Genomic DNA, 14,248 nt, shown 5'->3' with positions numbered 1-14,248 from the left:
CTGAGTTTTTTTGATTGGAATGGAATTGCTCCGACGATGAATTTTGTGGGACTTCAAAATTATATTACTGCATTTTCGGATAAAGTTTGGTGGAAAGCTGTATATAATGGATTTTATCTTGCGGTTCTTGCGCTGATTTTTATGAATTCACTGGCTCTGTTTCTGGCTATTTTAGTTAACAATGACATCAGAGGAGCAAGTGTGTATAGGGTTATTTTCTATATACCCCCAATTTTATCTGGCATAGTTGTTGGATATATATGGAAATGGATATATGACCCAACGTATGGAATATTAAATGCAATACTTGAATATTTGCATTTAGGTTTCCTAAAACATGCTTGGTTAAGCGACGTAAAAACGGCATTATTATCTGTTGCAATAGCTTCAATTTGGCAGGGATTTGGAGGGTCATTCATAATATTTCTTGCAGGATTGCAGGGAATTCCACAGGAGCTTTACGAAGCAGCTAAAGTTGATGGGGCATCAGCTTGGGAACAGTTTAGGTGGATAACATTACCACTTTTATCTAAAACTTATACAATAGTTTCAATTTTAACAATTTTAGGAGCAATGCAGCTTCTTACTCTAGTTCTTGCCCTTACAAATGGAGGCCCAGGGTTTGAGACAGAAGTTCCTGCCTTAAGGATTTACAAGGAAGCATTTAGCAGTTATAGATTTGGATATGCCACTGCTTTATCTGTTATCCTGGGATTAATGCTTTTGATCATTTCTTTGATTCAGATAAAACTGCGTAGAGAAGAATGAAGAGGTGTGCTTTATGAAAGTAAAAACTGTTTTAATTCAATTATTTTTGATACTCATATCAGTCACATGTTTGTTTCCTTTAGTATGGATGTTTTCTACTTCTCTGAAAACTCGATCGGAAGTGTATACAAGCAGAAGTCTTATTCCCTCACACTGGAATTTCGATAACTATGTCAAAGCTTGGACTGAAGGCAATTTTTCTATATATTTTCTAAACAGTGTAATATACACAATTGCTATTGTGGCGGGAGTTGTAATAGTCTCCACACTTGCAGCTTATGGCTTTGCTAGACTAGATTTTCCACTTAAGAATCTGTTCTATTATGCTTTTTTGGTGTTTATGATGATACCAATTCCCGGATCTTTTATTCCATTATATGTACTTTTAGTGAAATTAGGAATACAAAACACGAGAATAGGATATATATTGCCAATGATTAATTCAGGTTTAGCAGTGGCCATATTTATACTCAAGGGATTTTTTGAAGAAATTCCAAAAGAGCTGGAAGAAGCGGCTATTATGGATGGGTGTAATAAATTTCAGATTTACTATAAAATTATGTTTCCTTTAGCTATGCCGGCTATCTCTACAATAATAATATTCAATACACTTTCTGCATGGAATGAATATATCCTGGCGGCAGTTAATTTTACGAATCCAAATCTTATGCCCATTCAGCAGGGGTTGGTTGTGTTTCAGGGGCAGTATTTTACTCAATATGAATTACTTATGGCTGCAAATGTTATTACTACTTTGCCCATTATATTAGTATACCTTGTCTTACAGAAGTATATAATAAAAGGAATTACAGCAGGTGCAATAAAAGGATAAAATTTAGGAAAGGAGGGACTTTTGTGAACCTGGAAATTACTGTAATACCAGCCTATAGAGTTTCCAATCAAGTAACCCCAGAGGTGCGGATATATTCAGATGGTGAGGTTAAAATGGTTTTGACTTTACAAAAAGAAGACAAAATAATTAACAAGTTTGAATATGAGATAAATAAAGGTATTAATAAGGTTTTTCCTTCATTTAAAGAGTTAAGTGGAAGATTTGACTTGATTTTTGAGTTTTTTGACAAGAAAAGGAAACTAGTTTATTCTTCAAAGAAACCCTATGAAGTAATAGACTCTTCCTGTAGATCTACTACTTTAATTGATGGGTGCTGGGTGAGCGTTTACCACTGGAGCGAAGATGAGGCGAGGTGGTTTAATAAGGACCTGCGAAGGCTCACAGATGAAGACTGGAAAGAGAAGATTCACGATATGAACAGAGTAGGGATTAAAGGTGTGATTATACAGAACCTGTTTTACTGTAATGAATATGCAGGGCAGCATAATATGACTGTAGAGACTTACAGGGGAAAAGCCTTTTACCCTTCTAAGATTTATCCTGAAAGGTTTGATATTGCTGCAAAAGATCCAGTGGAGGCGATTTTCTCTGCGGCTGATGAGTGCGAGATGAACGTTTTTCTTGGAGTTGGACTTTTTGCTTGGTTTGATTTTTCAGAAGAATCTTTAAAATGGCATAAGAGAATTACAGAAGAGCTATTTGAAATGTATGGGCATCATAAATCTCTGTATGGATGGTATATATCTGAAGAGATGTTTGGTTCTTTGTATTATGAGTACCCTTATCTGAAAGGTTCGGACTACAAAAATATTGTAAATTTCTTTGAAGATTACACATCTTTTGTGAGGAAATTAACCCCCACCAAGCCAGTGGCACTGGCACCTAATAACATAAGATTTCATGAATTTGAGAAAGAATGGAAAGAAATACTTGTAAATGTCGATATACTCATACCTTTTGCTTTTGCAAGGGACCCTGAATACTTAAATATAAAAGAAATTTCAGAGATTTGCAATGCATGCGGCACGCATTTTTGGGTGGATATGGAGATGTTTGCTTGGCCTTTAGATAATGGACTGGTACCGAAATCCACAGAAGAGCTTATAAAAGAAATAAGGATGTACGACGATGTGGAACAGATTTACGGGTATCAATACACGGGTATAATGAACTCTCCTGATTTTAAATATGAGCTGGGAGGAGAGAAAACTCGAGAGCTTTATACAGGGTATTATGAGTATTACAGAAGTGTGATAGAAAAAAATGAGTAGGAAGGAAAGGAAATAATATGCCAGTAATAAGAGAAGAAGATTTAATTTCGGGCTTTAGGGATTTAGGTTTAAAAAATGGAGATATCGTTTTAGTTCACAGTTCACTTAAAAGTTTTGGTTATGTGGAGGGCGGAGCTGATACAGTAATTGATGCGCTTCTTAAAAGTGTGGGGGATGAGGGGACTGTTATGGTACCGACTCTGACGGGAAAACCTACGGATTCAAAGGAAAATCCTCCAGTGTTTGATGTGAGACATACACCCTGTTGGACTGGTAGAATTCCAGAGACTTTTAGGTTAAGAAAAGAGGCAATAAGGTCTCTCCATCCTACCCATTCGGTAGCAGCCATAGGAGCAAAGAAGATAATATTGACAGAAGGGCATGAGAATTCCAAATCTCCTTGCGATGAGAACAGCCCTTACTACAAAAATGCTCTGCTAAAAGGGTATATTATGCTTATTGGTGTGGTTCAGGAGAGCAATACTTCTATACATTCTTGTGAAGAAATAGCATGAGTTCCGTATCATTTACAGAAGGAAATAACAGAGGCTTATGTGATTGGGTATAAGGGAGAGAGAATTATTGTAAGAAACAGGTTGCATGACTGGAATAAACCTCCCACCGATTTCAATAAGTTGGACCGGATATTTTATGAAAAAGGGATAATGAGAATTGGTAAGATAGGAAATTCAATAATCAGATTGATAGAGGCTGACAAAATGTTTGAAATTACCGTGGAATTATTGAGAAAAGATAATTATTTTTTGGTTAAGAAATTAGAATAAAAGGAGGTTTCATATATGGTAAAAAAGATTATTTCCTTTGTACTTATTTTAACATTAGGGTTTGGTGTAAGTGTTAAAGAAGTTTTTGCTGAAAATACCGCAAATATTAGTTCTTATGATCTTGAAAGCATAATGAAAGGAGAAGCTCAATGGTTAAAGGAAATACAATTACCTAATGGAGCAATTCCGATGAATAAGTTGGCAACTGACAATAAGTACAAAGTGATACCTTATTTTTCAAATATTGCATTATTAGGAATTTTAGAGGTGCCGGGTTATGAGGAAGTAGTAAAGAAATATTTAGATTGGTATATTTCTCACTTAAATGCAAATGACTACAATGGTTTAACTGGAACAGTTTATGATTATTATTATAAAATTACAGATAATGGTTTGGTAGAAATTTCAACTAATGATTATGACTCAACTGATTCATATGCTGCAACATTCTTATCACTTGTTAGAAAATATTATGAGAAGACTGGGGATATTGATTATTTAAATTCTCATAAAGAGCAAATAGAAACAATAGCTCAGGTAATTATATCTACATTAGATAGTGATGGATTAACATGGGCTAAACCTAATTATAAAGTTAAGTATCTTATGGATAATTCAGAAGTAAGAAAAGGATTAGAAGATGCCGTATGGTTGTTTAGAGAAGTATATAAAGATGAGGAAAAAGCAACCATGTATAGTTCATATTTAAAAAAAGTTGATAAAGGAATAGAAAGCTTGTGGGATGAGGAACTAGGTATATATCATGCTTATAAAGATGAAAAAGGTAACCTAGGAGCTACAAACATGCAGACATTTTATCCGGATGCAACTGCTCAACTTTTCCCAATTTGGACTGGTCATATTTCACCGAGTAGTGAAAGGGCACTTACCCTCTATAACAAATTTAATCATTATCATAGTGGTTGGCCAGTTTTAAATACGACTGATGAATATCCGTGGGCTATGATTGCTTATACAGCTGCAATATTAGGAGATAAGACAAGAGTTGAAATTTTTTTAGATGCTGTAAAGAAAAAATATATAGATACTGGTAGGAATAATCCAACATGGTATTGTATGGAATCTGGTCTTACTATACTTGCTGCTAAAATTATCTCGAATATACCTTCAGTAGAGAAAAGTATTTCTATCTTGAGTCCGCAAAATCAAGAAACCATAGAAAATTTGCCTTTTAATATAATTGGTAAAAGTAGCGGTGGTGATAAAGTAGAGTTAGAAATTGTACGTGATATAGATAGAGAAACAGAAACGGTAGAGCTACAAGTTTATCAAGATGGAAATTGGGAATATAAAATAAACGATTTGCTGAACAATAGTTATACTATAATTGCGAAATTAAAAGACAAATTTGATAATATATATGAAACAACGTCCATTAAAATAAATGTCAAAGTGGATTATGGCAAAATGCCAGACATCAAGAATGTGGTATTAGAATCTAATAAAAAGGTCTTAAAAAGGTGGGACACTGCCCAATTATCTTTAAAAATTGTATTTGTTGATGGAGAAGAAGTTATAAATTTAGATGCTTCAAATATGGATATAAAATATGTCTGTGATAAGCCAGACATGGTAATGCTTACTTCAAGTGGGAGGTTGACACTCATTAAATTAGATAAAGAGGTAAATATGATAAAAGTGTGGGCGTATCTCACTTTTAATCATTCGCGGCTTAAGTCAGATATTTTAAATATTGAGATAAGTCAAGAACCACCCTCATTTTATGATAAAATTATTGATTTACAGACAGATTATATAGACAAGTATATTTTGCCAAATGGAGCTATTGCTACACAAATAGAAAAAACTAATGATGCTACTAATTTTATAATTGATCCTTATAAGGCCAATATTATTGCTATGGCTCTCTTGGAAAGGCCAGAATATATCGAAAAGGTAAAAGCGTATGTGAAATGGTATATAAATCATTTTAATTGGCCAGATTCTGATGGACTATATGGTACAGTAGATAAATATTGGTTTGATCCCAATACTGGCAAAGAGAAATCTATAGGAAAATCTGATTCACCAGCTGCAACGAGTGCAACATTTATTTCATTGATAAAGAAATATTACGAAGTTACAGGAGATTCACAGTTTTTAATCACATATAAGTATCAAATTGATGTCATTGGTGGTATAATAATTCAAACAATTGATACAAAAACTACTCCTTATTCTAAGTTAGTTAAAAAGGATGATGGTTTGGTTTGGACTAATTTAGTTCAACGAGTAAAGGACATAAAAACAAATTCAGAAGCCTTGAGAGGATTAGAGGATATTGTATGGCTTTTTGAAAAAGTGTATAAAGATAAGAATGGTGCAGATTTTTATAATGTATTTTATGATTTAGTTAAAAATTCTATTGAAGAACATTTTTGGGATAGTAAAAGTAATACTTATATTGTTTTAATAGATGAAGATGGTAAAGTACAAGAAAGTAATGAAAGTTGGAAAATACTTTTTCCAATATTGACAAAAGTCGTTCCAGCGGATAGTAATAGAGCCAAAGAAATTTATGAGAAATTAAATGAGGAATATCCATTGTGGTTTCAAAATATCTTTACAGATTTTTCAGGATATATGGGTTATGTTTCTTCTATAATGAAAGATAAACAAAAGTTAGACAGTTATTTAAATTACGTAGACAAAAATTATCCTTATGGTACTTTATGGAATAGTTATTTAGCTGCTCTGGTTATTTTAAGTTCTGCAAATGGGAAGAATATTTCTAACATTGAAGAGCCACAGCCTACGCCATCGCCAGAGCTACAACCGACACCATCACCGGAGCCAAAGACATCTTCAGAGACTAAAGGTGTAGAGGTAAGCCAAGGCAAAGTAATAGAAAGTGCGGATAAAGCAGTACTTGTAGTTGATGAAATAAAAGTATCGAAAGACATAAAAGATTCCACAAGAAAAGAAGTGCAGTTTGACCTTACAAATATATCCACAAAATCTGTAAAAGCATTAGAAATACCCGTAAGTGTGTTAAATCTCATTGCAGAGAATCAAAAAGATGTAATAGTAAAATCGGATGAAATAGCCCTCAAATTTGAATCGAAGGTACTTGCTGTATCAAAAGAAGTGCTGGATTTAATAAACAAGGAAGGCTCAATAACCCTTACAATAGAGAAGAAGTCAAAACCTGAAGCCAACGCTTATAAGCCTGTGTCAAACGCCTATGACATAACAATAAAAGCAGGAGAAAGCAAGATAAAATTAGAATCCCCTGTTAAACTAACATTTGAAGTGAAAGATGCAAAAGATATAAGAAAAGTTGGAGTATACTATCTAAACGAGGCAACAGGGAAATGGGAATATGTAGGAGGGAAAGTTGATAAAAATACTAACACAGTAACAGCAGAAGTAAAGCACTTCTCAACATACGGAGCGTTTGAATATGACAAGCAGTTCAAGGACGTGCCAAAAGACTTCTGGGCATATGATGTAATAAATGTACTTGCATCAAAGCATATAATAAAAGGCATGGATGATGACAACTTTGCACCAAATGCAAAGATAACGAGGGCAGAATTTGCAGCATTGATGATAAGGGCATTAGGCATACCCGAGGAGCCATATAAAGGAGAATTTGAGGACGTAAAAGCTGGAGCATGGTATGCAAATGCGATAGAAGCAGCCTACAGAGCAGGGATAATGATGGGAGACGGCAAAAAGATGAGGCCAGATGACCCGATAACAAGAGAAGAGATGGCAGCAGTGATAATGAGAGTATACGCAAAAATGACGGGATACAAGGAAGAGAACATAGGCAATACAGTATTCAAAGATAATGACAGTATAAGCGAATGGGCAAGGAATGTGGTGGCAAATGCAGCAAAGCTTGGCATAGTGAAAGGGTATGAGGATAATACTTTCAGAGCGAAGAATAACGCTACGAGGGCAGAGGGTGTGACACTGCTATATAGGATTTTGGAAAAATTGCAGGTGCTATAAATTATAAGTGGAACGGGGTTTAATTACCCGTTCCATTATAGCTTTTTCACACAATGTTTCAAAAAATAAAATTTATTCAATGCAATCGTCTATAAGGATACAGCCCACTTGTAGGGCAACAGGGGAGGCGGCAGGGATTGCAGCAGCATACGCTGTAAAAAATAATATAGGTGTTAGAGATGTCGATGGAAAGATAATACGAGAAATTATGAGAAATTATGGGGCAGATTTGTAAAATTGAGGTGAATAAGATGGAAAAATGGAGGATAATGTATATACCTTTAGATGAAAGGCCTTGTAATTATGAGTTTCCAAAGATGATAATAGATATAAGCGATATTGATATGATACGGCCGCCTAAAGAGATTCTGGGTTGTAAAAAGAAGCCTGCTGATGTTGATAAACTGTGGGAGTGGATGAGACAAAATATAGAGGGAATAACTCATCTTGTAGTTTCAATTGACATGCTGGTGTACGGAGGTATTGTTCCATCAAGGATACACCAAAAACAAGTTGAGGAATGTTTAAGTAAGCTTTTAAGGTTAAGAGAATTAAAGAAAGCTAATAATAATCTTAAAATTTTTGCCTTCAACCTTATAGTGAGAACGCCATCATACAATAGCTCTGAAGAAGAGCCAGACTACTATAAAGAGTTTGGAGAGAGAATATTTAGATTTGGCGCCTTCACTGATAAGATAGATCTAAATATTGCAACAGAAGAAGAGATTAAAGAGTTTAATGCTTTAAAAAGAGAGATTCCAGAAGAGATTCTTGAAGATTACTTAAGAAGAAGAGAGGTCAATCACAAAATAAATTTATCTGTTGTAGACCTTGTAAAAGAAAATGTAATTGATTTTTTAATTATACCGATGGATGACTCTTCAAAGTACGGGTTTTCTCCAATGGAAAGGCGTAAAATTATGAAATACATAGATGAACTTGATTTGACGGATAGAATATATTCTTATCCTGGGGCTGATGAAGTTGGTTGTACGCTTACTGCGAGAGCTTTTAATGATATCAAGGGGGTAAAGCCAGCTGTTTTCACAAGGTATTCTTCTGAAAATGGGAAAAATGTAATCCCTCTTTTGGAAGATAGAAGGCTTGGAGAGACTGTGAAATATCAAATTATAGCTGGAGGGGGTATTGTAACAGAAGATAGTGAAAAGGCGGATTTTATACTGATGATAAATCCTCCATCAGAAATAACCCAGCAAATAGGTGATAGCTGGAATTCTTATCTTACGAGAAGGGATGTAGGGGACCCAGAGAGAAACTTAAATGAATTTGTGGAGGCTATAAAAGACTACATTGAGAAGGGCAAAAATTGCTCGGTGGCAGATGTAGCGTTTTTAAACGGTGCTGATAATTCCCTTATGAAGCTTATTAAAAAATATGGACTTTTCAAAAAGGTTTTGTCTTATGGGGGATGGAATACCTCGGCTAACACTTTGGGTACAGTGATTGCTCACAGCATGGTAAGCTCTTTTTATATAAATAGGGATAATTTTACTGAAGATAGAAAAGAAAGGTCTTATAGGTTTTTGTTTTTAAGATACCTGGAAGACTGGGGATATCAGTATGAGGTTAGGACGAAAGTGGCAAAGGAAATAGATAAATATGGAGTAAGTTATTTTGACCTTGGGGAGAAAGAGAAAATTATTTCAGAGGTCATAAAAGGTGAGCTTGAGAAATTTAAAAAAGAAAATCTCAATGAATTTGATTATGAGTTTGATGTATATATGCCTTGGAATAGGCTTTTTGAAGTAGGAATAGAGGTAAAAAAGTGATAAGGCCCTCTCTCGACTTTGTCAGTTGGAGGTCATTTTTAGGCTGGTAAAAAATATCAGACCCTTGATTTTCAAGGGTTTTTTGTTTTTAGGGTTAAAAAATTTTTCAAAACTGTAGGGACAATTTTACTCCTAATTATTGCCATAATACTTGACTATATTCACTTTTTGTAGTATAATGTAATAAACTAACATAAAGGTGATGCCATATGTTTCTCAAAATAACTAAAGCTGGTGGCTATGAGTATGCCAAAATTGTCCATAATTATCGCGAAAATGGTAAAATAAAGCAAAAAGTCTTGCTTAATCTCGGTAGAATTGATGAACTCAAAAATGATCCCTCTTTCATTAATCTTGTAGATAAATTGCAAAAAATATTTTTAAGCTCCAGTGAAGAAACAGGTCCCATCAAGCTTTTTCCAGAAGATGTTTCAGAAGGGATTATTAAAAACTGGGGATATATTGTGTATAGAAAACTTTGGGAAGAGCTTGAAATAGATAAATTCCTCAAACAGTATATTTCTCAAAATTCCAGGATAAAGTTTGACATTGATAAAGTGACGTTTTTGATGACAGTACAAAGATTAATTCAACCAGTAAGCAAACTTCAGACGTATTACCGCAAAAACAGATACTTTAGATTTGAAGAAGATATTGATTTAAATCAGCTGTACAGGGGATTAGATATTCTGGCCCAGATAAAAGAGGATTTGGAGCTATATCTTTATCACAAGAATAGAGATTTATTTAACATGGTAGTTGATGTTGTTTTTTATGATGTGACAACATTTTACTTTGAAAGCATTAAGCAAGATAACTTAAGGGATTTTGGATTTAGCAAGGATAACAAGGTAAATGAGGTACAAGTGGTAATGGGCATGCTTGTAGATAAAGAAGGAAGACCAGTTGGATATGAACTGTTTCCAGGAGATACTGTTGACAGCAAGACCATGATAGAAATTTTGAGGAAACTGAAAGATAAATTTTGCATAGACCAGGTAATAATAGTTGCGGACAAAGGCCTTAACAGTAAACTTAATTTAAAGCTGATAAAAGAAGCGGGATACGACTACATTGTGGCAAGCAGACTGAAAAACATGAGTAAAGAGATTTTAGATAGAGTATTTGATGAAGAGGGGTATCAAGTTCTTGAGGAGAAAAAGTGGAGATTTGACAGAGAAATATTTGGTGAAGAGTTTAGATTCAAGGTCATAGAAAGAGAGAATATTATCAAAACGGGAGAAGGGGAAATATTCAAGATACCTGAGAATCTAATAATAACCTATTCAAGCAAGAGGGCCAAAAAAGATAAAGAAGACAGGCAAAGGCTAGTAGAAAAAGCAAAAGAACTTTTAGAAAAGCCCGGCAATGTAAGGGCAGCAGAAAAGAGAGGCGGAAGGAAATATTTAAGACGCATTTCCGAATCAGAAGAATATGTACTGGATGAAGAAGCAATAAAGAGAGATGAGAAATTTGACGGTTTTTATGCAATTCAGACCAGCAAGAAAGAAATGAGTGTGACAGAAGTTTTGAATGCATATCATGATTTATGGAAGATAGAGCAGTCTTTCAGAGTAATGAAAAGTTGTCTGGAGGTAAGACCAATATTTCACTGGACGGAAAAAAGGATAAGAGGGCATTTTGTTGTGTGTTATTTAGCATTTTTACTGGAAAGAACTTTAGAATACAGCTTGAGGTCTAAGTGGAAAGAATTAAGCAGTGATAGAATAAAAGAAGCGATAGGTTCAATGAATTTTGTGGAGATAGAGATAAATGGGAAGAAATATTTAATCAAACAAAAGATGGAGGAGGAAGCTGAAGACATATTGAAGGTGATGAAAATAAAAGCACCAAAAAATTTCATTACATATGAGGAAGGCATGGAATTAATTAGCGTGAGAAAGTAATGTAGTGACAAATTTCACGCCCATTTTTTGTCAATACCTGTATTCCCAAGCCTTTTGGGTTTCAAACTGACAAAGTCAAGAAAAAGAAAATCTCAATGAATTTGATTATGAGTTTGATGTATATATGCCTTGGAATAGGCTTTTTGAAGTAGGAATAGAGGTAAAAAAGTGATAAGGCCCTCTTTTGAGATTTAGAGGGCCTTATTTTTACGCTTTCTGGACGGCTTCTTTTGAACTTTTAACTTTTTCAGTCATTTTTTCTTCTCCCAGATTTATCTTGGGAAGCACCAGATTAAGAAGTATTCCTGCTAAGGTGGCAGGGCCTATGCCTTCGAACACAAAGTTGCCCAAGGGTATTTTTATACCGCCTACTCCTAATGTTAATATTACAGAAGCTATTATTAAGTTTCTGCTGTCTGAAAAATCCACTTTGTTTTCTACAAGTGTCCTCATACCTGCTGCTGCAATCATTCCAAAGAGGATTATAGTAACTCCACCCATTACTGCTTGGGGTATTACTTCTATCAAAGCGCCTATTTTTTGTATAAAGCTTAAAAGTATTGCAATGATTGCAGCACCTTGAATAACTTTTGAGCTGTAGACTCTTGTTATTGCGAGGACTCCAATGTTTTCGCCGTAAGTTGTGCTGGGTGGTCCGCCAAAAAGTGCTGCGATTGAAGTTGCAAGGCCATTTCCTAACATTACCCTGTGAAATCCAGGATTTTTTATGAGGTCCCTTTCAACTATATTTCCTATTACCAGAACATGTCCCAGGTCTTCAATTATAGCGACCAGTGCTAGAGGCGCTACTAAGGCTACAGCACCCCATGCGACCTCAGGAGTATGTCCTGTTAAGAAGGAGAATTTGGGAATTGCAATCCATGAAGCTTTTGCAACAGGTCCAAAATCTACAAGGCCTCTTGTTATGGCAAATATATATCCACCTATTGTTCCTAAAAGGATTGGAATCACTTTTATAAAGCCTTTTCCAAACATGCTGAAGATGATTATTAATGCCGCTGTAAACAGAGCTGTAGCTAAATCTTTTTGCGCTTGAGCTATTGCTACAGGAGCAAGGGATAAACCTATTATCATCACTACAGGGCCTACTACTACAGGAGGGAGCAGTTTTTCTAGCCAGTCAATCCCTGTCAGGCTTATTATTATGAAAACCACCACGTATACGAGTCCGGCTGCGAACATGCCGAAGAAGGCGCCTTTTAGGCCGAATTGTTTTGTTGCTGCTATTATGGGAGCTATGAAGGCGAAAGATGAACCAAGATAAGCGGGAACTTTCCCTTTTGTCATGAGGTGAAATATCAGTGTTCCAAGGCCTGAGGTGAATAAGGTTACTGAGGGGTCAAGGCCTGTCAAGAGAGGTACTAAAATGGTTGCTCCGAACATCGCAAAGACGTGCTGCAAGGATAATGGGACCATTTGTTTTATAGGCGGTGTTTCTTCAATTTCGTACACTTTATTAGGCATAAAAAAACCTCCTTTATTATGGGTTACTGAAAAACCCCCAAGGAGGAACTTTTTATATCCTCCTTTTTAGCCTCGCTGGGCTAAATTAAAGGGTTTTTTCAATTTTTCTTTCTAATTATATCACATGAAAAAGGGTTTGTCTATAGAAAAAAGCCCCCGAGGGAGGGGCTTTAATTATTTTTTTCTTTGTAATGCCTTAGAACTTCTAAAACGTAGTCTATATCAGAAGGAGTGTGGTCCGCATTTATCTGAAATCTGATGCTTTCATCGCCTTTGGGCACCACTGGGTAATTAATGGCTGTTGCGAGTATTCCGTTTTCTACGAGATAATTTACTAACTCTACTGTCTTTTTTGTATCTCTCACAAGAAGAGGTACTATAGGATGTTCACTTACGACAGTCTCATATCCCAAATTTAAAAGCCCTTCTCTAAATCTTTTAGCCATCTCCTTCAGATGGGAGAGCTTCTTCTTGCCTTCATCGCTATCTATTATCTCCAAGACTTTTAATACAGAAGCGGCTTCTGAAGGAGTGATGGGGTTGGAGTAAATGTAGGTTATTGCTTTTTCTCTCAGGTAAGTCGTAATAACTTCACTGGATACTACATATCCTCCATTTACCCCATAAGCTTTTCCCATTGTGCCTATTAAAAGGTCTGCCTTTCCTCCAGTGACTTCTTCTGTACCTCTTCCTGTATCACCAAAAGCGCCAACACCGTGGGAATCGTCCACAATGGTTATTATATTTTCTTCAAATTTTTCGTCATATTTAGAGGTAATTTCTTCTATCTTCTTTAAATTCGCGTAGTCTCCTCTCATGCTGAATACTCCATCAGTTACCACTATTACTCGCTTTACTTTGCCTATGAGGCTTTTTATACCGTTTTCTAAGTCATCGTAGTCAAGATGCTTGTATACATACCTTTCTTTAGGCCTTGAAAGCCTTATGGCGTTGATAATGCAGTTGTGATTCAGTTCATCGCTTATTATGCCTGTTTCAGGGGTTGTCAGGGAAGATATTATTCCTACTACTGTCATATAGGCAGAGCTAAAGATCATTGCATCTTCCCTTTGATGGAACCGAGCCAGCCTTTTTTCCAGGTCTCTGTGGGTTACGTAGGTGCCGCTTATAAATCTCACTGCGCCGGGGCCTACACCAAATTTCCTTGCGGCTTCTTCTTCAGCCTTTATTACTTCATCATTAAATTGCATCCCGAGGTAGGAGTTGGAATTCATCCTTATAAATTCTTTATCACCATATCCTTTTAAGAAAAATCGCGGTCCCTTTCCGTTTTGGGGTTTTTTCACGTCCACCACTATAAATTCTTTTCCTTTTGCTCGTCCTTCTGACCTTAATTCTTCTAATTCCTGTGATAAAACCTGGGTTATTCGTGAAAGCGGCATTAAAA

At 35.6% G+C, this 14,248-nt stretch carries 8 protein-coding genes and 2 pseudogenes; 8 read left to right on the top strand and 2 right to left on the bottom strand.

Annotated elements, in window-relative coordinates; all coding sequences use genetic code 11:
* Window positions 1-36 precede the first annotated feature (36 nt).
* The 8 genes and pseudogenes from TTE_RS11560 (at window position 37) to TTE_RS11525 (ending at window position 11,355) form a co-directional block, all read left to right on the top strand.
* Window positions 37-768 carry a carbohydrate ABC transporter permease gene (locus TTE_RS11560; protein ID WP_226990136.1) on the top strand — a complete coding sequence of 244 codons (732 nt, stop codon included), beginning with the start codon at window positions 37-39 and terminating at the stop codon, window positions 766-768.
* Between the two features lie 13 nt (window positions 769-781).
* Complete coding sequence (locus TTE_RS11555) at window positions 782-1,600, top strand: carbohydrate ABC transporter permease (protein ID WP_011026443.1); 819 nt, start codon at window positions 782-784, stop codon at window positions 1,598-1,600.
* Window positions 1,601-1,623: 23 nt separating this feature from the next.
* On the top strand, window positions 1,624-2,892 hold the full coding sequence (locus TTE_RS11550) for a DUF4434 domain-containing protein (RefSeq protein WP_011026442.1): 1,269 nt from the start codon (window positions 1,624-1,626) through the stop codon (window positions 2,890-2,892).
* Between the two features lie 17 nt (window positions 2,893-2,909).
* Window positions 2,910-3,677 (top strand): annotated as a pseudogene (locus tag TTE_RS11545) (aminoglycoside N(3)-acetyltransferase).
* A gap of 2,772 nt (window positions 3,678-6,449) precedes the next feature.
* Window positions 6,450-7,658 (top strand): annotated as a pseudogene (locus TTE_RS14340) (S-layer homology domain-containing protein); the annotation flags it as partial.
* A 7-nt stretch (window positions 7,659-7,665) separates the two neighbouring features.
* The gene (locus TTE_RS11535; RefSeq protein ID WP_011026440.1) at window positions 7,666-7,893 is read left to right on the top strand and encodes an FAD-dependent oxidoreductase; all 228 of its coding nucleotides are present in this window, start codon (window positions 7,666-7,668) and stop codon (window positions 7,891-7,893) included.
* 16 nt (window positions 7,894-7,909) lie between these two features.
* Window positions 7,910-9,448 (top strand): DUF4127 family protein, encoded by a 1,539-nt coding sequence (locus tag TTE_RS11530; protein WP_011026439.1) that lies wholly within the window; start codon window positions 7,910-7,912, stop codon window positions 9,446-9,448.
* A 209-nt stretch (window positions 9,449-9,657) separates the two neighbouring features.
* Window positions 9,658-11,355 carry an IS1634 family transposase gene (locus TTE_RS11525; protein ID WP_011026438.1) on the top strand — a complete coding sequence of 566 codons (1,698 nt, stop codon included), beginning with the start codon at window positions 9,658-9,660 and terminating at the stop codon, window positions 11,353-11,355.
* Window positions 11,356-11,562: 207 nt separating this feature from the next.
* Here the strand turns inward: TTE_RS11525 and TTE_RS11520 are convergent, their stop codons facing one another.
* Both TTE_RS11520 and TTE_RS11515 read right to left on the bottom strand, forming a co-directional pair.
* Entirely contained in the window at window positions 11,563-12,840 is a 1,278-nt protein-coding gene (locus TTE_RS11520) for a uracil-xanthine permease family protein (protein ID WP_011026437.1), read from the bottom strand.
* A 170-nt stretch (window positions 12,841-13,010) separates the two neighbouring features.
* Window positions 13,011-14,243, bottom strand: a complete 1,233-nt coding sequence (locus TTE_RS11515) for an aminotransferase class I/II-fold pyridoxal phosphate-dependent enzyme (RefSeq protein ID WP_011026436.1) — start codon at window positions 14,241-14,243, stop codon at window positions 13,011-13,013.
* Between the last annotated feature and the right edge of the window lie 5 nt (window positions 14,244-14,248).

This window comes from Caldanaerobacter subterraneus subsp. tengcongensis MB4 (assembly GCF_000007085.1).
Taxonomy (GTDB): domain Bacteria; phylum Bacillota; class Thermoanaerobacteria; order Thermoanaerobacterales; family Thermoanaerobacteraceae; genus Thermoanaerobacter; species Thermoanaerobacter subterraneus.
Note: the sequence above shows the minus strand (reverse complement) of the source record. Positions and strands in the feature narration are given on the sequence as shown.

Bases quoted from the DNA above. Each gene is read 5' to 3' on its own strand.
- TTE_RS11560 (WP_226990136.1), top strand. From the start codon at position 37: ATGAATTTTGTGGGACTTCAAAATTATATTACTGCATTTTCGGATAAA.
- TTE_RS11555 (WP_011026443.1), top strand. From the start codon at position 782: ATGAAAGTAAAAACTGTTTTAATTCAATTATTTTTGATACTCATATCA.
- TTE_RS11530 (WP_011026439.1), top strand. From the start codon at position 7,910: ATGGAAAAATGGAGGATAATGTATATACCTTTAGATGAAAGGCCTTGT.
- TTE_RS11525 (WP_011026438.1), top strand. From the start codon at position 9,658: ATGTTTCTCAAAATAACTAAAGCTGGTGGCTATGAGTATGCCAAAATT.
- TTE_RS11520 (WP_011026437.1), bottom strand. From the start codon at position 12,840: ATGCCTAATAAAGTGTACGAAATTGAAGAAACACCGCCTATAAAACAA.
- TTE_RS11515 (WP_011026436.1), bottom strand. From the start codon at position 14,243: ATGCCGCTTTCACGAATAACCCAGGTTTTATCACAGGAATTAGAAGAA.